The sequence below is a fragment of the Streptomyces sp. NPDC059989 genome (genome assembly GCF_042736975.1).
Classification (GTDB): Bacteria; Actinomycetota; Actinomycetes; order Streptomycetales; family Streptomycetaceae; genus Streptomyces.
Window position 1 is genome coordinate 80164 of sequence record NZ_JBHWUO010000030.1, and the last position, 23606, is coordinate 103769.

Consider the following 23606-nt stretch of genomic DNA (forward strand, 5'->3'; position numbering starts at 1 on the left):
CGTCGTCCCTCGGCTATGCACATATGCCACGACGACGACGGGAGAGCCGATGCGTTCCGCATCCACGCACTCCGCGACCGGCCTCAGCACCACTGCCTGGTCGCCCATGGACGGTCGCCCCGCCCAGCAGGGCATGTACGACCCGCGCAACGAGAAGGACGCCTGTGGCGTCGGTTTCGTGGCGAACCTCACCGGCGAGGCGACCCACACCCTCGTTGAGCAGGCGCTGACCGTATTGCGGAACCTCGAGCACCGCGGCGCGACCGGCTCCGAGCCGGACTCGGGCGACGGCGCCGGAATCCTGTCCCAGGTGCCCGACGCGTTCCTGCGCGAGGTCGCCGGTTTCGACCTTCCCGAGGCCGGCGCCTACGCCGTCGGCATCGCCTTCCTCCCCGCCGACGGCACCGCACAGGCCGTCGCCGTGGAGCAGATCGAGGCCATCGCCGCCGAGGAGAACCTCACGGTCCTCGGCTGGCGCGAGGTTCCGGTCACCCCGGACCTGCTCGGCAACGGCGCCCGCGCCACCATGCCGGCCTTCTCCCAGCTGTTCGTCTCCAACGGCAGCACGGGCATCGAGCTGGACCGCAAGGCCTTCGTGCTGCGCAAGCGCGCCGAGCGCGAGGCCGGCGTGTACTTCCCGTCGCTCTCCGCCCGCACCATCGTCTACAAGGGCATGCTGACCACCGGCCAGCTGGAGCCCTTCTTCCCGGACCTCTCCGACCGTCGCTTCGCCTCGACGCTCGCCCTGGTCCACTCCCGGTTCTCGACGAACACCTTCCCGTCCTGGCCGCTCGCCCACCCGTACCGCTTCGTCGCGCACAACGGCGAGATCAACACGGTCAAGGGCAACCGCAACTGGATGAAGGCCCGCGAGTCCCAGCTGGCGTCCGACGTCTTCGGCGACGGCGTGCTGGACCGGATCTTCCCGATCTGCACCCCGGACGCCTCCGACTCGGCCTCCTTCGACGAGGTCCTGGAGCTGCTCCACCTCGGCGGCCGGTCGCTCCCGCACAGCGTGCTGATGATGATCCCGGAGGCGTGGGAGAACCACACCTCCATGGACCCGGCCCGCCGCGCGTTCTACCAGTACCACTCCACGATGATGGAGCCCTGGGACGGCCCGGCCTGCGTCACCTTCACCGACGGCACCCAGGTCGGCGCGGTCCTCGACCGCAACGGTCTGCGCCCCGGCCGCTACTGGGTCACCGACGACGGCCTCGTCGTCCTCGGCTCCGAGGTCGGCGTGCTCGACATCGACCCGGCCAAGGTCGTCCGCAAGGGCCGCCTCCAGCCCGGCAAGATGTTCCTCGTCGACACCGCCCAGAAGCGGATCATCGAGGACGACGAGATCAAGTCCGAGCTCGCCGCCGCCGCTCCGTACGCCGAATGGCTGGAGACCGGCGAGATCGAGCTCTCGGACCTGCCCGAGCGTGAGCACATCGTGCACACCCACGCCTCGGTCACCCGCCGCCAGCAGACCTTCGGCTACACCGAGGAAGAGCTGCGCGTCATCCTCGCGCCGATGGCCCGTACCGGCGGCGAGCCGCTCGGCTCCATGGGTACGGACTCCCCGATCGCGGCCCTGTCCGAGCGCCCCCGGCTGCTCTTCGACTACTTCACGCAGCTGTTCGCGCAGGTCACCAACCCGCCGCTGGACGCCATCCGCGAGGAGCTCGTCACCTCGCTGCTGTCCTCGGTGGGCCCGCAGGGCAACCTGCTGGAGCCGACCGCCGCGTCCTGCCGCAGCGTCACCCTGCCCTTCCCGGTGATCGACAACGACGAGCTGGCCAAGCTCATCCACGTCAACGCCGACGGCGACATGCCGGGCATGAAGGCCGCCACCCTCTCGGGCCTCTACCGGGTCTCGGGCGGCGCCGAGGCGCTGGCCGCCCGGATCGCCGAGATCCGCGCCGAGGCCGACGCGGCCATCGAGGCCGGCGCCCGCCTGATCGTCCTCTCGGACCGCCACTCGGACGCCGAGCACGCGCCGATCCCGTCGCTGCTGCTCACCTCCGCCGTGCACCACCACCTCATCGCCACCAAGCAGCGCACCCAGGTGGGCCTGCTGGTCGAGGCCGGCGACGTCCGCGAGGTCCACCACGTCGCGCTGCTCATCGGCTACGGCGCCGCCGCGGTCAACCCGTACCTCGCCATGGAGTCCGTCGAGGACCTGCTGCGCGCCGGTACCTTCCTGTCCGGCCTGGAGCCGGAGCAGGCCATCAAGAACCTGATCTACGCGCTCGGCAAGGGCGTCCTGAAGGTCATGTCCAAGATGGGCATCTCCACCGTCGCCTCCTACCGCGGCGCCCAGGTCTTCGAGGCCGTCGGCCTGAACGACGAGTTCGTCGGCACGTACTTCAGCGGCACCGCCACCAAGATCGGCGGCGCCGGCCTGGACGTCATCGCCAAGGAGGTGGCCGCCCGCCACGCCAAGGCGTACCCGGCCTCCGGCATCGCGGCCACGCACCGCGCGCTGGAGATCGGCGGCGAGTACCAGTGGCGCCGCGAGGGCGAGCCGCACCTGTTCGACCCGGAGACGGTCTTCCGCCTCCAGCACGCCACCCGCAACCGCCGGTACGACATCTTCCGGCAGTACACGGACCGCGTGAACGAGCAGTCCGAGCGCCTGATGACGCTCCGCGGCCTCTTCGGCTTCAAGTCCGATCGCCCGTCGATCTCCATCGACGAGGTCGAGCCGGTCTCCGAGATCGTCAAGCGCTTCTCCACGGGCGCCATGTCGTACGGCTCCATCTCCAAGGAGGCGCACGAGACCCTCGCCATCGCCATGAACCAGCTGGGCGGCAAGTCCAACACCGGTGAGGGCGGCGAGGACCCGGACCGCCTGTACGACCCGGCGCGGCGTTCGTCGATCAAGCAGGTCGCCTCCGGCCGCTTCGGCGTCACCTCCGAGTACCTGGTCAACGCGGACGACATCCAGATCAAGATGGCGCAGGGCGCCAAGCCCGGCGAGGGCGGCCAGCTGCCCGGCCACAAGGTCTACCCGTGGGTCGCCAAGACCCGGCACTCCACCCCGGGCGTCGGCCTGATCTCCCCGCCGCCGCACCACGACATCTACTCCATCGAGGACCTGGCTCAGCTGATCCACGACCTCAAGAACGCCAACCCGGCCGCGCGCATCCACGTGAAGCTCGTGTCCGAGGTCGGCGTGGGTACCGTCGCCGCGGGTGTCTCCAAGGCCCACGCGGACGTCGTCCTCATCTCCGGCCACGACGGCGGTACGGGCGCATCCCCGCTCACCTCGCTGAAGCACGCGGGCGGCCCCTGGGAGCTCGGCCTCGCCGAGACCCAGCAGACCCTGCTGCTCAACGGGCTGCGCGACCGCATCGTGGTCCAGACGGACGGCCAGCTCAAGACCGGCCGCGACGTCATCATCGCCGCGCTGCTCGGCGCCGAGGAGTTCGGTTTCGCGACCGCGCCGCTCGTCGTCTCCGGCTGCGTCATGATGCGCGTCTGCCACCTGGACACCTGCCCGGTCGGCATCGCCACGCAGAACCCGGTCCTGCGCGACCGCTTCTCCGGCAAGCCCGAGTTCGTCGTCAACTTCTTCGAGTTCATCGCGGAGGAGGTGCGCGAGATCCTCGCCGAGCTGGGCTTCCGCACGATCGAGGAGGCCGTCGGCCACGCCGAGCTCCTCGACACGACGAAGGCCGTCACGCACTGGAAGGCCCAGGGCCTCGACCTGGAGCCCCTCTTCTACGTGCCCGAGCTGCCCGAGGGCGCGGTCCGCCACGCCCTGATCGAGCAGGACCACGGCCTGGAGAAGGCCCTCGACAACGAGCTGATCGAGCTCGCGGCCGACGCGCTGAACGCCGACTCCGCCGAGGCGGCCCTGCCGGTCCGCGCCCAGGTCGCGATCCGGAACATCAACCGGACCGTCGGCACCATGCTCGGCCACGAGGTCACGAAGAAGTTCGGTGGCGCGGGCCTGCCCGACAACACCATCGACCTGACCTTCACGGGCTCGGCCGGCCAGTCCTTCGGCGCCTTCCTGCCGAAGGGCATCACCCTCCGCCTGGAGGGCGACGCCAACGACTACGTCGGCAAGGGCCTCTCCGGCGGCCGTGTCGTGGTCCGCCCGGACCGCGGCGCCGACCACCTCGCCGAGTACTCCACCATCGCCGGCAACACCATCGGCTACGGAGCCACCGGCGGCGAGATGTTCCTGCGCGGCCGCACCGGCGAGCGCTTCTGCGTCCGCAACTCCGGCGCCCTGGTCGTCTCGGAGGGCGTGGGCGACCACGGCTGCGAGTACATGACCGGCGGCCAGGCCGTCGTCCTGGGCGAGACGGGCCGCAACTTCGCGGCCGGCATGTCGGGCGGCGTCGCGTACGTCATCGACCTCGACCCGAACAACGTCAACGTCGGCAACACGGAGGCGGTCGAGACCTCCCTCTCCGACACCGACAAGCAGTGGCTGCACGATGTGGTGCGCCGCCACGAGGAGGAGACCGGCTCGACCGTGGCCGCGAAGCTCCTGGCTGACTGGTCCGTCGCGGTGGACCGCTTCAGCAAGATCATCCCGACCACGTACAAGGCAGTGCTCGCCGCCAAGGACGCCGCTGAGCTGGCCGGACTCTCGGAGTCCGAGACCACCGAGAAGATGATGGAGGCGGCGACCAATGGCTGACCCGAAGGGCTTCCTCACCACCCCGCGCGAGACCGCCTGCTCCCGTCCCGTGGCCGACCGGCTGAAGGACTGGAACGAGGTCTACGTTCCGGGCTCGCTGCTCCCGATCATCAGCAAGCAGGCCGGCCGCTGCATGGACTGCGGCATCCCGTTCTGCCACAACGGGTGCCCGCTCGGGAACCTGATCCCGGAGTGGAACGACTTCGCGTACCGCGAGGACTGGTCGGCGGCTTCCGAGCGCCTCCACGCCACGAACAACTTCCCGGAGTTCACCGGGCGCCTCTGCCCGGCCCCCTGCGAGTCGGCGTGCGTCCTCGGCATCAACCAGCCGGCCGTCACGATCAAGAACGTCGAAGTCTCGATCATCGACAAGGCCTGGGACAACGGGAACGTCACCCCGCAGCCGCCGGAGCGCCTGTCCGGCAAGACGGCCGCCGTCATCGGCTCCGGCCCGGCGGGTCTCGCCGCGGCCCAGCAGCTGACCCGGGCCGGCCACACCGTGGTGGTGTACGAGCGCGCCGACCGCGTCGGCGGCCTGCTGCGCTACGGCATCCCCGAGTTCAAGATGGAGAAGGTGCACATCAACCGCCGCATCGAGCAGATGCGCGCGGAGGGCACCAAGTTCCGTACCGGCATCGAGGTCGGCCGCGACATCACGGCCACCGACCTGCGCAAGCGGTTCGACGCGGTCGTCATCGCCGCCGGCGCCACGGTCTCCCGCGACCTCCCGGTCCCGGGCCGCGAGCTGAACGGCATCCACTTCGCGATGGAGTACCTCCCCCTCGCGAACAAGGTCCAGGAGGGCGACTTCATGGCGCCCCCCATCACGGCCGAGGGCAAGCACGTGGTCGTCATCGGCGGCGGCGACACCGGCGCGGACTGCGTCGGCACCGCCCACCGCCAGGGGGCCCTCTCGGTCACCCAGCTGGAGATCATGCCGAAGCCGTCCGAGGACCGCCCGACCGGGCAGCCCTGGCCGACCTTCCCGATGCTGTACAAGGTCACCTCGGCCCACGAGGAGGGCGGCGAGCGGATCTACTCCGTCTCCACCACCCACTTCGAGGGCGACGAGGACGGCAACGTCCAGTCCCTGCACCTCATCGAGGTGGAGTTCAAGGACGGCAAGCTGGAGCAGAAGCCCGGCACCGAGCGCGTCCTCCCCGCGCAGCTGGTCACCCTGGCGATGGGCTTCACGGGCACCGACCAGGAGAACGGCCTGGTCCAGCAGTTCGACCTGGCGATGGACGCCCGCGGCAACATCGAGCGCGACGCCTCCTACGCGACCAACGTCGAAGGCGTCTTCGTCGCCGGCGACGCCGGCCGCGGCCAGTCGCTCATCGTCTGGGCCATCGCGGAAGGCCGCTCGGCCGCCCGCGGCGTGGACCGCTTCCTGACCGGCACCAGCGCCCTCCCGTACCCGGTCAAGCCGACGGACCGCTCCCTGACCGTGTAACCACGGCAGAACCCCTCCCCCGGGAGGACCCCTCATACGGTCCGTACAACGGCGTACGGAAACCTGACGCAGCGCCCGCCATAGTCCCCGACCAGGGATGGCGGGCGCTGTGGCGTTCGCCGTCAGGCCTCGGGCGCGAACTCGTAGCGGAGCTCGTACAGGTGGCCTGCCTTCACCATGACCGTGGCCTCGATGGCCCGCTCGTCATCGGCGTACACCGTGCGGAGCGTCCGCAGCACCGGCAGGTCCCCCGGCAGCCGCAGGGCGGTGTACTGCTCCTGCGTCGCGACCCGGGCGGAGATCCGGTCCACGCTGCGGCGGGGCGGGAAGCCGAGCTCCGCCAGCAGGGTCGGCGTGCCACCCCGGATCCGCCGTGCCTCCGCGAGGGCGGTGCCGCGCGCGATGTCCACGGGGTAGTACGAACTCACCAGCTCCGCCGGCTCGCCGTCGATGCTGATCAGCTGGCGGCGGCGCACCGCCGATCCGCCTTCCGGCAGGCCGAGGGCCGCGGCGACATCGCCGACGACGTGCACCTCCTCGACGGCCAGCAGTGAGCTGCGCGCGACGGACGGTCCTTCCGCCGCCTCGACGAGCCAGGGGTACGCGGCCCCGGCCGCCGCCGGGGTGAGTGATTCCGCCGGGCGTACGGTCCGCTGTCGGTTCTCCCGTACGGTCACCGCCGCGCCCGCGCGGCCGATGGCCAGCCCCTCGTCCTTCAGGAGCTGAACGGCCTTCTGGATCGTCGCGTTGGAGGCGTCGAAGCGGTCTTTCAACTGAGCGGTCGAGGGCAGTTTGGCGCCCGCCGCGAGGTCGCCGCTCATGATCTCGTCGCGGAGGTCGGCGGCGATGCGGGCGTGGAGCGGCCGCGGGTCGACTCCCTCGGGTTCGTGGCTGGGCACGGTCATCCGATCCTGATCTCGTACCGCAACTGCTGGCGGCCTGCGGGCATGACCATCACGTCCGCCTGGATCGGGCGGTCCGCCGAGTCGTAGGTGGTGCGAGCGAGTTGAAGTACCGGTTCGCCCGACCCGAGGCGCAATTGCTCGCGCTCCTCACCGCTGGGCATCCGTGCCGTCACGTTCTCGACGACCCGCACCCCGACGTGCCCGAGGGCGGCCAGCAGGGTCACGGCGCCACCACGGATCTTCCCGGTGCCGGCCAGTGGAGTCCCTGCCGCGATGGCCGCGGGGTAGTAGGTGTCCGTCAGCTCGGTCGGTGCGCCGTCGAGTTCGATGATCCTGCGGCGGACCACCACCGTCTCGTCGCCAGCTAGGCCGAGCATCAGGGCGACCTCCGATGGGGCGGTGACCTCTCCGGTGTGCAGGACGCGCTGTCCGCCCCGCTGAGCCCCGGCCTCTCCCGTCCAGGCGTCCGCCTCCCCGGCGGCGCGCGGAGTCAGGTACGGCAACGACGTACTGGTCCATCCGCTGCTGCCCACATCGTCCTCCCGTATGTCCGTCAGGGGGCGGTACCCCGACCCGCGTTATGTGACACGACGGCGTCTCCACCCAATCTCGCAAACCTTGCTGCTTTTCGCGAATAGCGCTACGGGCCAGGCAGTTCGTGGGCGACACCCTGGCCGGATGGGGTGTCGTGGAGAGGTGGGCCGATATGCGGCTCTGTGCCTCGGAGCTCGCCGCGAACGCGGTACTTCACGGTGCTCCGCCAGGCAGGGACTTCGCTGTTCGTCTCGTGCGTGAATCAGGCCGTGTGCTGATCGAGGTTCGTGACAGCGGTCCGGGACTTCCCGTGATCCAGTGCACCTCGCCGGAGGCGTCCGCGGGGCGGGGACTGTGGCTGGTGAAAGAGGTGGCGGACGAGTTCGGAGTGTTGGACGAGGCGGTGGGCAAGACCGTCTGGGCCGTCTTCGGGGTGGGAACCGGCAGGTGATCGGTTACGGGGCCGGAGGGTTCGGGTGGAGCCAGTGGTGGAGGACCGGGAGGAGACGGTCGGGGTCCGGGGAGTCGATGGCGTAGTCCGAGGCGCCCGCGGCCAGGGCCCTTTCGCGGCCCAGGGCGGTCGCCTTGCGGGCCAGGGCGATGACGGGGCGCCGGGAGCTGCCGGCCAGTTGGGCGATGACCGAGGCTCCCGCGGAGCTGCCGCTCATGCCCTGGGTGGGCAGGCGCAGGAGGACGAGGGCCACCTCCGGGTCGGCCGTGACCGTGGCGATCGCCTGCGGTACGCGCTCCGCCCACAGCACCTCCAGGCCGTGCTGCTCGAAGTCCGTGGTGAGCCGGAACGCGGCCAGGGCGTCGTCGTCCACGATCAGCACCTTCTGCCCGGCGAAGCCGTAGGACGGGGCGGGTTCGGCGGTGCCTTCGGCGAGGATCTCCGGGGCGGGGAGGGCGTGCGGTTCAGGCGGGGGCAGCGGCCCGCCGGAAATGAGGGGCAGGTAGAGGGTGAACACGGAGCCGAGCCCGCGTTCACTCGCCACGTGGATCTCGCCGTCCATCAGACGGGCGATCTCCCGGCTGATGGACAGGCCGAGCCCCGCCCCGACGTGGCTGCTGTCGGTGGGGTCGCCGGCGTGTTTGAACGCCTCGAAGATGACCTCCAGCCGTCCGGCGGTTATGCCGGTCCCCGTGTCGGCGACGGAGAAGGCGATCAGCTCCGCCGCCTTCACGTCGGCGAGCCGCCCGCGGACCGACGCCGGCAGCTTCCGGTCGGCGGGCTGGATGTCCAGCCGTACGTCGCCGTGGTCGGTGAACTTCACGGCGTTGCCGAGCAGGCTGCGCAGGATCTGGAGCAGCCGCTGCTCGTCCGCGTACAGCGTCGGAGGCAGCTCTGGTGCCACTCGGACGGACAGCTCCAGCCCCTTCTCCTGCGCCAGGGGCGAGAAGGCGGCGTCCAGGTGGTCGGCGACCTGGAGCAGAGGCACCCGGACCGGGACGATCTGCATCCGGCCGGTCTCCGCGTCGGACAGGTCGAGGATGTCGTCCAGCAGTGCGAGGAGGTCGCGCCCCGCACCGTGGATGGCCCGGGCGTACTCGACCTGCTTCGGGGTCAGCGTCCGTTCGGCGTTGTCGGCGAGTTCCCGGGCCAGGAGCTGCAGCGAGCTCAGCGGAGTGCGCAGCTCGTGCGACATGTTGGCCAGGAACTCGCTCTTGTGCCTGATCGACAGGGCCAGCAGCTCGTTGCCCTCCTGCAGGGTCTGCAGCGCCTCCTCGGTCCGGGCGAAGTGGGCTTCCCTCGCGCTGTTCTCGCGGGCCAGCCGTGCCGCCTTCTCCTCCAGTTGCCGGTTGGCGTCCTGGAGCGCCCCCTGCCGGTTCTCCAGCATCGTGGACCGCTCGATCCACTGCTGGGTCAGCTCCTGCGACTTGGTCAGCATCACCTCGTTGTGCCGCTGGACGAGCACGGCGGCGGTGCTGCGCTCGATGAACTCGCTCACCACGGTGGGTACGTCGCTGCTGCGCTCGCTCAGCCAGTGTTCCGCCTCAGATACCCGGGTCGCGGAAAGCAGGTCTCCGTCCGCGGCCCGCTCCTCCATGACGGCGAGCCACTGCTGGAAGTCGGCGTCGGCGTCGACCCAGTCGGCGAGCCTGTCCCATTCCCTGATCAGCGCCTCGTGGGCGATCTCCGCCGTCCCGGGTCCGGTCGTCCCGAGGACCACCAGCCGTCGGTCCGGCTCCGCCAGGAGTTGGGCGACGTGCCAGTCCCGGTCCAGATGGGCCTTCAGGGCCGTCACCCGGACCGCGCTGCTCGCCCCGCCGCGGGCCCGCACCATGGACAGCAGCACCCGTCGGATCCGGGCTTCGTCCAGCTGCCGGGCCAGGAACTGGAAGGCCTTCTCGGCGTGCCGGTTGAGTGCCCCCGAGACTCCGCCCAGGGCGTGGTACCCGTCGAAGGTGATCTTCCGTTCCTGCTGCATGGGCCAGAGCTCGGTGAGAGCGAACTCGAGCAGCGGGAGGCTACCCGGGGCCTTGACCGCCTCGGCGGCGATGGCCTCGGCGACGCCCCGGCTGTAGACGACCGAGGCCGCGGCGGCCGGTTCGACGATCACCCGGGTCAGTGCCGCCTCGTCCAGCGGGGAGACGTTGAGCTGGCGGTCCTGGATGCGGGGACCGACGGTGGGCAGGTCCAGCAGGTCGGGCAGGAAGTCGGACCGCAGGGTGCAGACGAGCCGGACTGGCGCGTCGTCCATGGTGTCCGGCTCGGGGAACATCCGATCCAGGAACTCCTGCCGCAGCCCGTGCGGGCCGTTGCTGAGGACTTCCTCGAACTGGTCGCCGACGAGGGTGAGCCGACGGCCGGTGAGCAAGGCGATCCGGGTGGCGACCGGCCAGAACCCCTCTTCCCGCAGGGAGCGCGCACGGCTCTCCAGCCGCTCCAGCGTGTGGTGGGCGCCGGGGTCCTCCAGGTCCAGCAGTGCGCGTGCCACCGACTCGTACGGTGTGGAACCTGGCCGGAAGCTCGCGACGGTCCAGCCGTCGGCGGCCAGGGCCGGTTCCAGACCGGCCCCGACCAGCGAGGACTTGCCGACCCCCGAAGGCCCGGCCACCACGACGCAGGGCTGGTGCACGAGCATCGCCCGGAGCCGTTCGATCTCCCTTTCCCGGCCCACGAACACACCGGCCCGGGCATCGGCCGCGGTGAACGCCTGCAGGCCCCGGTAGGGGCACGGGGGCAGCACGCTGCGTTCCAGCACCTCGGGCCAGGCCGCCGCCATTTCCGACAGCGGCACGGCGTACGCGTCCTCGTGCTCGCCATTGCGGCTCGCGACGGCCAGCATGCCGATCACCGCGTCGCCCCAGCGGTCCGACATGATGGCGGCCGCACCGCTGTAGCCGGGCTGGGCACGTAACGCGGACTCGCCGGCCGTGTCGAGCTGGACCAGGCCGCCGCCGACGGCGCCCCGCAGGACACAGCTGCTCCAGGCGCCGTTGGCCTTGCGCGGGGGAGAGCCCGGGTAGCCGAAGACGGACACCTCGGTGCTCTCCGCCAGACCGTTCCTGGGGTCGACGAGCCTGGCCGGTCCGGCCCCCACCGGGAGGGTGTCTCCCCCCACCAGCACGAGTCCCGCGATGTCGCGGCCCGGCCGCCCGGGCCCCGGAGGCGGATCCCAGGCCGCGATGCGGCAGTTGCGCAGCGGAGCTCCCTCGGCATCGCCGAGCAGCACGAACTCGACCTGGATGCGTGCCTCGTCAGCCGGCCGGTCGGAGGTCCCCTTCTGCCGCCCCAGAGCCACATTGACCACGTGCGCGCAGGTCACGATGTGCTTGTCGCCCACGACGAAGCCGACCCCGACGGGAACGTCGGATGTGCCCTGCCGGATCTTGACGACGAACCCGTCGCGCCGCGCCCCCATCCGGCTCAGGCGCGGTGCCAGACGAGACGGACGGCGAAGTTCACCTCTGCCGTGCCCTTGGCGACGATGACGCCGGTCTCGCCGCCCATCTTCAGCCCGAACTCGATCTCGGCTTCGTCCGGGCCCAGTTCGCGTATGGTCCGGGCGACTTTGGACAGGGTGGGTTTCACCCGGTCCAGGGCGTCCTGTAGCGAGATGCCGGCCCGTCCCACCAGTCCGTCCTCGGCCGCCGCCATCTCCAGGTCGGACCCGGCTAAGTCCCCGTCGACCTCGAAGACGACAGCGGTCTCTTCGCCACCGTCCTCCAGCACCATGCCAATGAGCTGTCCTGCCACGTCCGCCACGCCCCCATGGCTCCGGGACCGCCCGCGGTCCCCCTCGCACCCGACACGCACATCCTGCGGCACCCCGGTCCCGTCGCGCAGGGTTATGGCCCAGTTGTGCGCCCGGCGCGGGGAAGGTTCTGCTACCCGCGAGTATTGACTATTAGTCAATACAGGACCACGCTCGGGGCGAGCCGTCGTCTCCGGCATGGGAGGTCGCCCCGTGAGTGTGGATCAGGAACTGGGTCGTTTGGCCGCGCAGTTGGGGGGAGTCGAGCCACCCGAGTCATTCGGGGGCCTGGGCGCCGGGGAGTTGACGCGGCTCGCCGACGCGCTGCACGCCGAGCGCGGCCGGCAGGCCGACGGGCTGAACGAGGCCGCCGAGGAGGCGCTCAAGCTGGTGCCCGCCCTCGCGCGCGGGGCCGTACGCAAGGTGCTGTTCCGGTGAGCGCCGCGAGCCGCGCCGAGGTGGAGAAGGTCGCCCGGCTGGTGGGTCTCGACACCGCCGAGCTCGGATTCCTGGCCGGGCTGCCGGGCGAGGACGTGCGGGCCTTCCGGGAGGGGGCCACCGCCGCGCTGTTCGACGGCGCCCCCGAGATGCTCGACCGGATCGCCGCCGCCACCAAGCTGGTGCCCGCCGGAGTCGCCGCCGCCATCTCGCAGAAGGCGCTCGGGCCCCGGCTGGCGGCCGCCGTCGCCGGACGGCTGGAGGCCGGCCGGGCCGCCGACATCATCGAGAAGCTGCCCGTGTCGTTCACGGCCGAGTCCTGTGCCCACCTCGACCCGCGGAAGATCGCCGCGATCGTCGACCGGCTCGACGAGGGGCTCGTCGTACGGATCGCCGTCGTGCTCGCCGAGAACCGCGACCACCTCACCATGGGCCGGTTCGTCGGCCACATGAGGGACCAGGTGCTCGGGCGGATCCTGGAGCAGGTGGGTGATGCGGACGTGCTGAAGGCCGGCTTCTACGTGGACCTGCCCGAGCGGCTGCCCCGGATCCTCGAACTCATGGGCGACGAGCGGCTCGGCTCGGTGGTCCGCACCGCCTCGGCCGCCGGGCTCTGGGAGGAGGCCCTCGCCGTCGCCGCCATGGTCGGCGGCGAGCAGCGGCTGCGGATCGCCCAGCTCACCGCCCGCCTCGACGGGGCCGAGCTGGACTCACTCGTGCGGGTGACGCACGATCAGGGGCTGTGGGAGACGCTGCTGCCCCTCGTCGCCCTGCTCGGCGAGGAGGACCGGCTCGCCGTGGCCCGGCTGGACTCCCTGCGGGACCCGCAGGTGCTGGCCGGGGTGGTCAGGGCCGTCGTGTCCACCGGGCTGTGGGGAGAGTTCCTGCCGCTGGTCGGCGTCCTGCCCGGGGACGCGCGCAAGGTGGTGGCGGACGCCGCCGCCACGCTCGGCGACACGGAACTGGACGCACTCGTCCGGGAGGTCGACAAGCAGGACCTGTGGGAGCTGGTCCTGCCGCTCGTCGAGCTCATGGACGAGGCCGGCAAGCAGCGGATCTTCGACCTGCCCGCCTTCCAGGACCAGGCCGCGGAATAGGCCGCAGCAACGGGCGGGCCGCAATAGGCCGTACGGACCATCTGCGGGGCTCCTCGGCGAAGTTGAGGGGCCCCGCCGTCTGGTAACTATCCGGATCATGGCCCCCATCCGAACGCTGCTGAGCGGCCTCCTCGGCGCCGCCCTGCTGGTCCCCGTACTCCCCGCGGCGACGACCGCCGCCGACGCCCGGACCATCGATGCCCGGACCGCCGACGCCCGGACCCTCGACGCGCGCACCATCGACTACGCCGGTCTGCGCCTCGCCGTCCCCGCCGACTGGCGGGTCGTCGACCTCGACCTCGACCCGGACGCCTGCCTGCGCCTCGACCTGCCCACCCTCTACCTCGGCCACGCCGGCACCCAGAGCCAGTGCACCGGCCGGGCCGCCGTCAGCCGCGCCGACACCCTCCACCTCGAACCCCTCGACGGAGCCCCGCAGCGCGCCGACATCCCCACCATCGCGGTCGACTCCGGAACCACGCTGCCCGAGGACCCGCCCCGGTCCGACAGCAACGAGCTGCGGTACGCCCTCACCCGGCCCGGGGTCATGGCCACCGTCTCCTACGGGACCGCGCCCGACGCCGTACGCCGGGTCCTGGCGCGCGCCCGCGCCGTACCGCCCAGTGCCCCCGGTGCCCCCGCGGGCCCCATGCGCCCCGTCCGGCCCGCGCTGGCCGCCGCCGACGGCGACACGCCCCGTACCGCACAGGCACCCTTCACCGGCGAGGGCTTCGACGCCTGCACCGCCCCGACCCAGCGGTCCATGGACACCTGGCGGGCCGACTCCCCCTTCGGCGCGATCGGCATCTACATCGGCGGCCGCGCCCGGGCCTGTGCCCAGCCGCAGCTCACGGCCGACTGGGTACGGCGGCAGGCCGACGGGGGCTGGCACCTCATGCCGATCTGGGTGGGCCCGCAGCCCTGGAACAGCTCCAGCACCGGCCTGTCCACCGACCCCTCCGAGGCCGACGCGCAGGGCCGGTCCGCCGCCGACGGCGCGGCGGCCGCCGCCGCGTCCCTGGGGCTGCCCCCGGGCACCCTGCTCTACAACGACCTGGAGAACTACACCGACCGCGCCACCTGGGACGCCCCGGTCGTCGCCTACCTGACCGCCTGGACCGTACGGCTGCACGAGCTGGGCTACCTTTCCGCCGCCTACGTCTCGGCGAGCTCCGGAGCCAAGGCGCTCAGCGCCCACCACCACCAGGCCCCCGAGGCCATGCCGGACGTGCTGTGGGTCGCCCGCTGGAACAACTCGGCCTCCGTCTCCGACGCCGACATGGGCCTGCCCGCGGGCACCCCCCAGTGGGGCGGCCGGCGCCGCGCCCACCAGTTCCGCGGCGACCACAACGCCACCTACGGCGGGGTCACCATCAACATCGACCGCAACTGGGTCGACATCGACCCCTCCGTCGTCGGGACCGCCGACATCTTCCCGCTCAGCTAGCGGGCCCGCCCGGCACCGGGTCGGCCGGGGTCCCGCCCGGCGGGTCCTCCCTCGGCGGCTCGTCGTCATTGCCCCGGCGGATGGTGCGCAGGCCGCGCGCCGGGGTCCAGGTCCGCACCACCAGATCGTCGCCCTCCACGCCGATGTGCACGACCTCCGTCAGATCGGCGTGGAAGAGGTGGAACGGGTGCGGGGTGTCCGTCTCCTCCGCGTACCGGTGCAGCTCGGGCGGGTCCACCTGCTCCACCGCGCGCCCTGAGATCCGTACGTCCCCGTCCGGCATCTCCTCGCCCGCGCCCGGATTGGTGTGCAGGGCGAAACGCGGATCGCGCTGGAGGTCCCGGGCCTTCAGCGAGCCCGCCATCATGCCCAGCCACAGCTCCCCGCCGCGGATGTCGACATTCAGCCCGGCCAGCCGCGGGGAGCCGTCCTTGCGGAGGGTGCCGAGGACGTGGTGCGGGAACTGCGCGAAGCGGGCCTGGACGGCCGCCGCGAACTCCGGCTCCGCCTTCTCGAACGCTGCCCAGTTGTTCGTCGTCATACCTCCATCAAAGCGCGCGGCCCCCGCGCCCGCCGCTCAGGCGCGCACGATGCCCGCGCCCCGGGCCGCCGCGAGCCAGACCGGGAACTCGCCGACCAGGCGGTCGTACAGCTGTGAGTCCGGGACGGCGCGCGGGTCCAGGCCCGCGTGGAAGTAGCCCGCGTTGTCCACGACGCGGGCGGACGGGACGGGCAGTTCGTCCAGCCGCCGCAGGAAGTCGAACTGCGAGCTGCGCGTGTTCCCGAAGCCGACGAACTGCCAGAACAGCGGCAGCCGGGCCGCCTTGCACAGGTACTTCTCCGCCGCGAACTTGCTGAGCGGCCCTCCGTCCGTCTGGAAGACGACCAAGGCCGGGTCCGTAGACCCCGAATCCAGGTAATGGTCGATCACTGCTTCCATCGCCGCGTCGTACGACGTCTTACCCATGTGGCCGAGCCGGGAGGCGATCTCGGTGACCCGGCCCTCGTGCCCGGAGAGGGAGATCTCCTCTACAGCGTCGACCTCCGTGGAGAAGAACACCACCGGCACCCGGCCGTCGTCGTCCAAGTGCGCGGACAGGCCCAGCACCCGGTCGGCGAGGGCCTGCACGCTGCCGTCCCGGTAGTACGGGCGCATCGATCCGGAGTAGTCGAGGACCAGGTAGACGGCGGCGCGCCCGCCCTCCAGGCCGTACTTGTGCAGGGAGACCCCGGCGCTCTTGTAGAGGCTCACGAGCGCCGGAGCCGTCTCCTCGACCTTGCGGAGGTTGATCGCACTGCCCGTCATGGGCCCGAGGGTATGTCAGCCGTACGTCGACCGGGAGAGAGGAACGCCAGTTCGGAGGCGAGGCGTTCCCTGTGCGCGGCGGGTGTCCCGAACAGGTGGGCGGAGCCGTGGGCGCGCTTGAGGAACTCGTGCGCCTCGTGCTCCCAGGTGATGCCGATGCCGCCGTGCAGCTGGATCACCTCGCCTGCGACGTACGCGAGCGCCTCCGAGCAGGCCGACTTGGCCGCGGACGCGAGCTCCGGGCGGTCAGCGACGGCGGCGCCTGCCGCGAGGGACAGCGAACGGGCCGTCTCCACCGCCGTGTACATGTCCGCCAGCCGGTGTTTCACCGCCTGGAAGGAGCCGATGGGCCGCCCGAACTGGACCCGGTCCTTCGCGTACCGGACCGTCACCTCAAGGGCCCGGCCGGCCGCCCCCGCCTGCTCGGCGGCCAGCGCCGTACAGGCCGCGTCCCGGACCCGCGCCAGGACACCGGCGCCGTCGGCGGAGAGCAGCCGGGCCGGGGTCCGGTCCAGGGTCAGCTCCGCGAGGGGGCGGGTGCGGTCCATGGTGGACCGTACGGTGAAGGACGCGGGCGGGGCGGTGAGTTCGAACAGCCCCAGTTCGCCCTCGCCGTCGCCCGTTCTGGCGAAGGCCAGCAGCAGCCCCGCTTCCACCGGCCCGGCCAGGACGTACCGCTTGGTGCCGGTCAGCAGCCAGTCCGAACCGGCCTTCACCGCCCGCGTGGCCACGTCCCCGGCCTCCCAGCCGCCGCGGCCGCCCGCCGGGGCCTCCGCCCAGGCCAGCGCGCCCACCAGCGTGCCCTCCGCCAGCCCCGGCAGGTGCCGCGCGCACGCCTCCCGGTCGCCCGACTCCAGCAGCGCCCCCACGGTCAGCACCGCCGAGCCCAGAAACGGTACGGGGCTCAGCGCGCGGCCCAGTTCCGCCATGACCACGCCGATCTCGGCGGCCCCGCAGCCCAGGCCCCCGTACTCCTCCGGCACCGCCAGCGCGGCCGCGCCCACCTGCGCCGTCAGCGGGGACCAGGCCGCGTGGCCCCGATGCCGCGCGAGGACCGCCCGTACGGCAGCGCACAGCTCCTCCTGCTCCGGCGTCGGCTCCAGCCCCCGCCCGCCCGGACCGTTCACGTCGACTCCCTTCGCGCCGCGCGCCGCAGCTCCGTCTTCAGCAGCTTTCCGCCCGCGTTGCGCGGGAGCTCCGCCAGCCGCGTGAACCGCCGCGGCACCTTGAAGTTGGCCAGCCGCTCCCGCGACCAGGCGGTCAGCTCCGCGGCCGTGACGGGGCCGGTGGTGACCACGTAGGCCACCCCGACCTCGCCGAGGCGCTCGTCCGGGGCCCCGACCACCGCCGCGTCGGTGACGGCCGGGTGGGTCAGCAGGACGTTCTCCACCTCCGCCGGATAGGCGTTGAACCCGCCGACCACGTACATGTCCTTCAGCCGGTCGGTGATCGAGAGGTAGCCGCGCCCGTCCAGGACCCCGATGTCCCCCGTGCGCAGCCAGCCGCCGGGCAGGACCGCCTCGGCGGTGGCCGCCGGGTCGTCCAGGTAGCCGGGGGTGACGTGGTAGCCGCGGACCTGCACCTCCCCGGGCTCCCCGGCGGGCAGCACCTCGCCGAGCGGGGAGGCGATCCGCACCTCGGTGTCCGGCAGCGGCAGGCCGACGGTGTGGGCCAGGGTCCGGGCATCGGCGTCGGTGGGGCAGACCGTGACGACGCCGCCGGACTCCGTCAGTCCGTACGCCGTGAACACGTCGGGGGCGCCCAGCACCCCGCGGATCTCCTCGACCAGGGCGCTGGGCACGGAGGCCGCGCCCGTGCCGGCCAGCCGCAGCGCGGACAGGTCGTGGGCGGCGCGCCCGGGGTGGCGGATCAGGCCGTGGAAGACGGTCGGCGGGCCCATCAGGCAGGTCACCCGCTCGGCGGCCATCCGCGCCAGGATGCGGTCGGTGTCGTAGACGGCCTCGGGGAGCATGGTGACGCCGCGCAGCAGGCAGGCCAGGACGCCCGCCTTGTAGCCGAAGGTGTGGAAGAAGGGGTTCACCAGCAGGTACCGGTCGCCGGGGCGCAGGGTGACCAGCTCGGACCAGGAGAGGTAGAGCCGGATCGTCTGGCCGTGGGTGGTCGTCACGCCCTTGGAGCGGCCGGTGGTGCCGGAGGTGTAGAGGATGTCGCTGAGGTCGTCCGGGCGTATCCGGTCCGCCCGGGCGAGGCGTTCGGCCTCGGTGACGCGGTGCCCGGCGTCCACGTACGCCTCGTAGGAGAGCGTGCCGTGCGGGCCGGCGCCGCCCCGCAGGACGACGGTGGAGGCGAGCGCGCCGAGGTCCTCGCCCGAGGTGTGCAGGGCCCGCGCGTAGTCGGTGCCGAGGAAGCCGCGCTCGGTGAAGAGCACGCGGGCGCCGCTGCGCCGGATGATGTCGGCCGCCTCGGCGGGCTTGTAGCGGGTGTTGACCGGTACGAGGACCGCTCCCACGGCGACCGCACCGAGGGCGGCGGTGATCCACCGGCGGCTGTTGGGGGCCCAGACCGCCACCCGGTCGCCGGGCCGGATCCCGTGGGCGATCGCGGCGCGGGCGGCCGCGGCGGTCTCGGCGGCCAGCCGGGCGAAGGTCCAGCGGACCTCGCCGTCGGCGAGCGCCTCCAACTCCCCGTGGGCGGCGGCCGCGTACTCGGGGAGCCGGGCGAGCGTGGCGGGCGGCGGCGGTATCGGCAGTGGCGGAGGAGGCGGGGGCGGTGGAGGCGGGGGCGGTGGTGGTGGCATCGGACCCTCCCTGTGCGACGAGCGAGCGAGCGTGAGCGGTATCCAACCACAGGTATTTCTGTTAGGCATATACCTAGTAGGAACAATCCGCTCTGGAGGTTTCCATGCCGGACCTCAAGTCCGCCCTGTCCAGCTTCTGCACCGGCGTCGCCGTCGTCACGGCACGCGGAAGCGACGGCCACCCCGTCGGAATGGCCGTCCAGTCCTTCTCGTCCGTGTCCCTGGACCCGCCGCTGGTCTGCTTCTGCCCCGCCCGCACGTCGACCACCTGGCCGAGGATCCGGGCCGCCGGCGCCTTCGCCGTCAACATCCTGGCCGAGGACCAGCGGGAGCTGTGCCGCCGGTTCGCCGTGACCGGGGGAGACAAGTTCGCCGGCGTGCCCTGGCGCGCGGGCGGCAACGGCGCGCCCCTGCTCGACGGGGTCCTCGCGACCGTCGAGTGCGCGCTGGAGGGCGTCCTCGACGGCGGCGACCACGTCATCGCGCTCGGCCGCGTCACCGGCCTGACCGCGCACCGCCCCGCCGAGCCGCCGCTGCTCTACTTCCGGCGCGCCTACGGGCGCTTGCCGAGCTCCTCGATGTCGGAGAGCATGGCGGCGGCCAGATCGCGCTCGGAGGCGTAGTACCGCTCCGCCCACTTGAGGGTGAGCGTCGGGTACGCCCACGCCGCCTCGTCCTTCGCGCCCTCCACGTCGGCCACCGCGCGGCGCCGCATCTTCTCGGCGAACTCCTGGTGCTGTACGAGGACTTCGCGCATCTGCTCCGGCTCCAGCAGGTGGCCCAGCCACAGCCGCAGCATCGGCCCGTGCTTGAGCACCGGCGGGTCGACCGGGGCCTCCCGCGCCCACTCCCGTACGGCCGCCATGCCCTCGTCGGTGATCCGGTACACCCGCTTGTCACGGGTGCCGCTCTCCGGGGCGACCAGCCGCGAGGAGGCGTAGCCGGCCTTCTCCAGCCGCTTGAGCTCCCCGTAGATCTGGCTGAAGGACGGGCTCCAGTAGAAGAACCGCAGCGACCAGTCCGACCACTTCTTCAGGTCGTAGCCGGAGAGCTCCTCGCCGAAGGAGAGCAGGCCGAGCACCGCCCAGCTGGTCGCGGGGAGGGTCTGCTTCTTCGTCTCGCCTGCCGTCTCTTCTGCCACGCAGCGCAGTCTACGACCGGTCCCCGCGGCGCCCTTCCCCCCGAGGGGTATGACTGCTAGAAGTATTCCTATTAGAAATAACTCCTGGATGGAGGGACCTCAGCGTGAAGTTCTCGATGATCTTCGAGGCGCAGCTCGTCGACCCCACCCCCGAACGCGAGCGCCAGGTCATCCACGACTGCGTGGAACAGGCCGTCTTCGCCGAGGAGATGGGCTTCGACCGGATCTGGGCCGTCGAACACCACTCCCTGACCCAGTACGCCCACATGAGCGCCTCCGAGATCTTCCTGACCTGGGTCGCCGCCCGGACGCAGAAGATCCGGATCGGCCACGGCGTCGTCACCATGCCCTTCGGCTACCAGCACCCGGTGCGCGTCGCCGAACGCGCCGCCATGCTCGACGTCCTCTCCGGCGGCCGCGTCGACATCGGCGCCGGCCGCGGCGCCACCCGCCAGGAGATGTCCATGTACGGGGTCCGCCCCGAGGACACCTACCCGCAGATGGAGGAGGCGCTGCGGATCTTCTCCGCCGCCTGGCGGGAGCCGGAGTTCGAGTGGCACGGCTCCCTCGACATCGGCCCCGGCGCGATCCTGCCCCGCCCCGTCCAGGACCCGCACCCGCCGCTCTTCATGGCCTGCTCCAAGCACGACACCCTCAAGCTCGCCGCCGAACTCGGCATCGGAGCCCTGGTGATGGGCTTCGCGGGCGCCGACGACGTACGCGCGATGCGCAAGGTCTACGACGAGGCCATCGCCACCCGCACCGGCGAGCGCCTGGTCTCGGACCGCGCCAACGACCACCTCTCCGCCCTCTGCCCCACCATCGTCCTCGACGACGCCGCGCGGGCGCTGCGGCTCGGCACCCGCGGCCAGCGCTTCTTCGCCGAGTCCATCGCGCACTGGTACGGCAACGGCCCGGAGCCGACCGGCCACGCCGAGGACGAGGACCACGCGGCGGCCCTCGCGCAGGGCCGCGAGGAGCTCGTCGCCAAGCTGCACGAGGCGAACATCCCGGCCCGCCCCGTCGACACCGGCACCTACAACGCGGAGCACGCGTACGGCAGCGCCGAGACCGCCATCGCCTACGTCGAGCAGCTGCGCGAGATCGGCGTCGACGAGGTGATGTGCCTGATCCAGATGGGCACCGTGCCGCAGGAGGCGTGCATGGAGACCATCCGCCAGTGGGGCGAGAAGGTCATCCCGCACTTCCGCGCGCTGGAGGGCTGAACCGTGGGAGTCTCCCTCGACGGGAAGGTCGTCGCCATCACCGGCGCCGGACGCGGCCAGGGCGCGGCCGAGGCCCGGCTGTGCGCCGCGGCCGGGGCGCGCGTCGTCGTGACGGACGTACGGGAGGACGAAGGCCGGGCGGTGGCCGCGGAACTCGGAGACCAGGGACTGTACGTACGGCACGACGTGGCCGACGCGGCGAGCTGGGCGGGGGTGGTGGAGGCGGCGGTCGCGGCCTTCGGCACGGTCTCGGCGCTCGTCAACAACGCGGCCCTGTGGCGCACGGCGCACGTGGAGGAGCAGACCCTCGAAGGCTTCGAGGCGCTCCTACGGGTCAACCTGCTGGGACCGTTCCTCGGCATCCAGGCGGTCGCGCCGGTCCTGCGCGCGGGCGGCGGCGGCTCGATCGTCAACATCTCCTCCACGGCCGGACTGGTCGGCATACCGGGCCACGCGGCCTACGGGTCCACCAAGTTCGGGCTGCGCGGGCTGACCCGGTCGGCGGCGCTGGACCTGGCCCGGGACCGGATCCGGGTCAACTCGGTGCACCCCGGGGCCATCGACACCCCGATGGTGGCCGAAGCGGTCGCGGGCCGGGACTGGTCGCACGTGCCGCTGGGCCGGATGGGACGGCCGGAGGAGGTCGGGGAGCTGGTCCTCTTCCTCTGCTCGGATGCGTCCTCGTACGTGACGGGCACGGAGTTCACGGTCGACGGGGGGATGACGACGGCATGAGCGATCCCCTGTCACCGGCAGCCCGTCTGCTGTGCGACGCGATGTCCGCCGGCTTCCCCGGCCCCGGCGATCCGGCGGCCCTGCGGGCGGCGGCATCCGGTCCCCGGCCGCCCGGCCCGGAGGTGGCCTCGGTGCGGGACGCCGACGCCTCGGGCGTCCCGGTCCGCGTCTACGACCCCGCCCCGGGAGCCACGGGCCGCCCCCTGGTCGTCTACTTCCACGGCGGCGGCTGGGTGATGTGCGGCCTGGACACCCACGACGCGCTGTGCCGGAGGCTGGCGGCGGCCTCGGGCGCGGTGCTGGTCTCGGCGGACTACCGGCTCGCCCCCGAACACCCCTGGCCCGCGGCGCCGGACGACGCGCTGACCGTGCTGCTGTGGGCGCGCGCGCAGGCCCAGGCACTGGGCTGCGACCCGGCCCGGGTGGTGGTGGCGGGGGACTCCAGCGGCGGCAACCTCGCCGCGGTCACCGCGCTGCGCGCCCCCGAACTTGCCGCGGGCCAACTGCTGTTCTATCCGCCGCTGGACGCGTCGATGGACTCCGCCTCCGTGGAGGCCTACGCGGAGGGCTGCTTCCACACCGCCGCGCACATGGCCTGGTACTGGGACACCTACGGCGGCGACCCGGCCCACCCGCACGTCTCCCCGCTGCGCGCCCCCGACCTGTCGGGGCTCCCGCGCACCCTGATCGTCCTCGCCGACTGCGACGTGCTGCGGGACGAGGGCCTCGCGTACGGGCGCCGCCTCGCGGCGGCGGGCGTCGACTGCACGGTCCAGCTCCACCCGGGCGTCTTCCACGGCTTCCTGGGACTTCCACTGCCGGCCGCGGCGTCCGCGCTGGCGGGGGCCGCGGCGTGGGTGGCGGCCTTGGAGTAGGGGGGCGGGGCGGCCGGATTCGAACCGGCGTCCTCCTCCATGCTGTGTAGGCGCACTACCTCTGTGCTACGACCCCGCCCTTGCCCCGATCCTAAAGGTGCCCCGGGGAGCGGCGCACCCGGGTTTCCCCGGGCATGATGTGTCCATGTCTGAACTGGTCCGGCGGGTGCCGGGGGCTCTGGTACGCAACTGCCTGCTGCTGGCCGCGGAGTTCGGGGCGATCCTGCTGCTGCGGGGGCCGGAGGGCTTCTGGATCCTGATCCTGCTGGGCCTCTTCGTCCTCGGCGCGGCCGTACCGCACGGCACCGACGCGGAGTTCGTGGCCCGCACCGCCGTCGCGCTCGCCGCGGTGGGGATCGCGGTGACCGGCTGGATCGCGTGGGACCGGCACCTTCTGCACGAGCGGGGCCGGGAGGAGACGGCGGTGGTCGCGTCGCGGACCATGGTGCAGGACGGCTCGACCCAGACCCCTTCGCTGCGGCTGCGCACGGAGGCGGGCCGCGACCTTCCCGGGCCCGTGACGATGGACCTCCCGGTCGGGGCGCGGCTGGCGGTGGTGGTGGACCCGGACGGGCCGGCCTGGTCCCTGGGCCCCCGCCCGGCCGAACCGCTCTGGCCGGCCGCGGCGGGCGGCGCCCTGCTCCTGATCCAGACCGCCACCCTCACCCGTATCTCGCTACGCCGACGCTGACCCCACCGCCGGTCGTGCGCCTCAATCGCCGGCGGGGCTGGGTTTGTGCCCCTCGGGCGGGGCCGGAGTGGGGGTTGGGGCGGTGCCCCTCCGGAGTGTCTCCTCGTCCTCGCGCACGAAGCCACCCCTTCGTGACGTAAGCCCAGGTTGCGC

20 protein-coding genes and 1 tRNA gene are annotated in these 23606 nt (G+C 72.3%); 11 read left to right on the plus strand and 10 right to left on the minus strand.

What is annotated here, in order from left to right; translation table 11 throughout:
• Positions 1 to 106 precede the first annotated feature (106 nt).
• Positions 107 to 4648: a glutamate synthase large subunit gene (gltB, locus tag ACFWBN_RS25465; RefSeq protein ID WP_385179372.1), complete on the plus strand. Its 4542-nt coding sequence runs from the start codon at positions 107 to 109 to the stop codon at positions 4646 to 4648.
• The gene (locus ACFWBN_RS25470) at positions 4641 to 6101 is read left to right on the plus strand and encodes a glutamate synthase subunit beta (protein WP_385179331.1); all 1461 of its coding nucleotides are present in this window, start codon (positions 4641 to 4643) and stop codon (positions 6099 to 6101) included. Before gltB ends, ACFWBN_RS25470 begins: the two co-directional genes overlap by 8 nt.
• A gap of 122 nt (positions 6102 to 6223) precedes the next feature.
• Here ACFWBN_RS25470 and ACFWBN_RS25475 read toward each other — a convergent pair whose 3' ends face one another.
• Complete coding sequence (locus ACFWBN_RS25475) at positions 6224 to 7006, minus strand: GntR family transcriptional regulator (protein ID WP_385179333.1); 783 nt, start codon at positions 7004 to 7006, stop codon at positions 6224 to 6226.
• Positions 7003 to 7539, minus strand: coding sequence for a GntR family transcriptional regulator (locus tag ACFWBN_RS25480; protein ID WP_385179335.1), 537 nt, complete (start codon positions 7537 to 7539; stop codon positions 7003 to 7005). The genes ACFWBN_RS25475 and ACFWBN_RS25480 overlap by 4 nt, the downstream gene beginning before the upstream one ends.
• A 125-nt stretch (positions 7540 to 7664) precedes the next feature.
• On the opposite strand from ACFWBN_RS25480, the gene ACFWBN_RS25485 reads away from it, so the two are divergent.
• The gene (locus ACFWBN_RS25485) at positions 7665 to 7991 is read left to right on the plus strand and encodes an ATP-binding protein (protein ID WP_385179336.1); all 327 of its coding nucleotides are present in this window, start codon (positions 7665 to 7667) and stop codon (positions 7989 to 7991) included.
• Positions 7992 to 7995: 4 nt separating this feature from the next.
• Here the strand turns inward: ACFWBN_RS25485 and ACFWBN_RS25490 are convergent, their stop codons facing one another.
• Both ACFWBN_RS25490 and ACFWBN_RS25495 read right to left on the minus strand, forming a co-directional pair.
• Positions 7996 to 11406, minus strand: coding sequence for an ATP-binding protein (locus ACFWBN_RS25490; RefSeq protein WP_385179338.1), 3411 nt, complete (start codon positions 11404 to 11406; stop codon positions 7996 to 7998).
• A gap of 5 nt (positions 11407 to 11411) precedes the next feature.
• Positions 11412 to 11741: a CU044_2847 family protein gene (locus ACFWBN_RS25495; protein WP_385179340.1), complete on the minus strand. Its 330-nt coding sequence runs from the start codon at positions 11739 to 11741 to the stop codon at positions 11412 to 11414.
• Positions 11742 to 11952: 211 nt separating this feature from the next.
• Here ACFWBN_RS25495 and ACFWBN_RS25500 point away from each other — a divergent pair, with 211 nt between their 5' ends.
• The 3 genes from ACFWBN_RS25500 to ACFWBN_RS25510 all read left to right on the plus strand — a co-directional run bounded on the left by ACFWBN_RS25500 (position 11953) and on the right by ACFWBN_RS25510 (position 14721).
• The gene (locus ACFWBN_RS25500; RefSeq protein ID WP_385179342.1) at positions 11953 to 12177 is read left to right on the plus strand and encodes a hypothetical protein; all 225 of its coding nucleotides are present in this window, start codon (positions 11953 to 11955) and stop codon (positions 12175 to 12177) included.
• The gene (locus ACFWBN_RS25505; RefSeq protein WP_385179343.1) at positions 12174 to 13274 is read left to right on the plus strand and encodes a hypothetical protein; all 1101 of its coding nucleotides are present in this window, start codon (positions 12174 to 12176) and stop codon (positions 13272 to 13274) included. Before ACFWBN_RS25500 ends, ACFWBN_RS25505 begins: the two co-directional genes overlap by 4 nt.
• A 97-nt stretch (positions 13275 to 13371) precedes the next feature.
• Positions 13372 to 14721: a DUF1906 domain-containing protein gene (locus ACFWBN_RS25510; RefSeq protein WP_385179345.1), complete on the plus strand. Its 1350-nt coding sequence runs from the start codon at positions 13372 to 13374 to the stop codon at positions 14719 to 14721.
• Here ACFWBN_RS25510 and ACFWBN_RS25515 read toward each other — a convergent pair.
• The 4 genes from ACFWBN_RS25515 to ACFWBN_RS25530 are packed head-to-tail and all read right to left on the minus strand — an operon-like array spanning position 14714 to position 18785.
• Positions 14714 to 15262: a pyridoxamine 5'-phosphate oxidase family protein gene (locus tag ACFWBN_RS25515; RefSeq protein ID WP_385179347.1), complete on the minus strand. Its 549-nt coding sequence runs from the start codon at positions 15260 to 15262 to the stop codon at positions 14714 to 14716. The two genes, ACFWBN_RS25510 and ACFWBN_RS25515, sit on opposite strands and share 8 nt — an antisense overlap.
• Positions 15263 to 15298: 36 nt before the next feature.
• On the minus strand, positions 15299 to 16027 hold the full coding sequence (locus ACFWBN_RS25520; RefSeq protein ID WP_385179349.1) for a vWA domain-containing protein: 729 nt from the start codon (positions 16025 to 16027) through the stop codon (positions 15299 to 15301).
• A complete protein-coding gene (locus ACFWBN_RS25525) occupies positions 16024 to 17154 on the minus strand; it encodes an acyl-CoA dehydrogenase family protein (RefSeq protein ID WP_385179350.1) in 1131 nt (376 codons plus the stop codon). Before ACFWBN_RS25525 ends, ACFWBN_RS25520 begins: the two co-directional genes overlap by 4 nt.
• On the minus strand, positions 17151 to 18785 hold the full coding sequence (locus tag ACFWBN_RS25530; protein ID WP_385179352.1) for a FadD3 family acyl-CoA ligase: 1635 nt from the start codon (positions 18783 to 18785) through the stop codon (positions 17151 to 17153). Before ACFWBN_RS25530 ends, ACFWBN_RS25525 begins: the two co-directional genes overlap by 4 nt.
• A gap of 104 nt (positions 18786 to 18889) precedes the next feature.
• Between ACFWBN_RS25530 and ACFWBN_RS25535 the strand changes: the two genes are divergently transcribed.
• Positions 18890 to 19408 carry a flavin reductase family protein gene (locus ACFWBN_RS25535; RefSeq protein ID WP_385179353.1) on the plus strand — a complete coding sequence of 173 codons (519 nt, stop codon included), beginning with the start codon at positions 18890 to 18892 and terminating at the stop codon, positions 19406 to 19408.
• Here ACFWBN_RS25535 and ACFWBN_RS25540 read toward each other — a convergent pair.
• On the minus strand, positions 19339 to 19926 hold the full coding sequence (locus ACFWBN_RS25540) for a PadR family transcriptional regulator (RefSeq protein WP_385179355.1): 588 nt from the start codon (positions 19924 to 19926) through the stop codon (positions 19339 to 19341). The genes ACFWBN_RS25535 and ACFWBN_RS25540 overlap by 70 nt on opposite strands.
• A gap of 104 nt (positions 19927 to 20030) precedes the next feature.
• On the opposite strand from ACFWBN_RS25540, the gene ACFWBN_RS25545 reads away from it, so the two are divergent.
• Genes ACFWBN_RS25545 through ACFWBN_RS25555 form a run of 3 tightly spaced genes read left to right on the plus strand, consistent with a single transcriptional unit; the run spans position 20031 to position 22762 of the window.
• On the plus strand, positions 20031 to 21152 hold the full coding sequence (locus ACFWBN_RS25545; protein WP_385179357.1) for an LLM class flavin-dependent oxidoreductase: 1122 nt from the start codon (positions 20031 to 20033) through the stop codon (positions 21150 to 21152).
• A gap of 3 nt (positions 21153 to 21155) precedes the next feature.
• Positions 21156 to 21887 carry an SDR family NAD(P)-dependent oxidoreductase gene (locus ACFWBN_RS25550; protein ID WP_385179360.1) on the plus strand — a complete coding sequence of 244 codons (732 nt, stop codon included), beginning with the start codon at positions 21156 to 21158 and terminating at the stop codon, positions 21885 to 21887.
• Positions 21884 to 22762, plus strand: coding sequence for an alpha/beta hydrolase (locus tag ACFWBN_RS25555; protein WP_385179362.1), 879 nt, complete (start codon positions 21884 to 21886; stop codon positions 22760 to 22762). Before ACFWBN_RS25550 ends, ACFWBN_RS25555 begins: the two co-directional genes overlap by 4 nt.
• A 3-nt stretch (positions 22763 to 22765) precedes the next feature.
• Here the strand turns inward: ACFWBN_RS25555 and ACFWBN_RS25560 are convergent.
• Positions 22766 to 22840 (minus strand) — tRNA-Ala (locus ACFWBN_RS25560).
• A 67-nt stretch (positions 22841 to 22907) separates the two neighbouring features.
• On the opposite strand from ACFWBN_RS25560, the gene ACFWBN_RS25565 reads away from it, so the two are divergent.
• Positions 22908 to 23453, plus strand: coding sequence for a hypothetical protein (locus tag ACFWBN_RS25565; protein WP_385179364.1), 546 nt, complete (start codon positions 22908 to 22910; stop codon positions 23451 to 23453).
• The last annotated feature ends 153 nt before the right edge of the window (positions 23454 to 23606 follow it).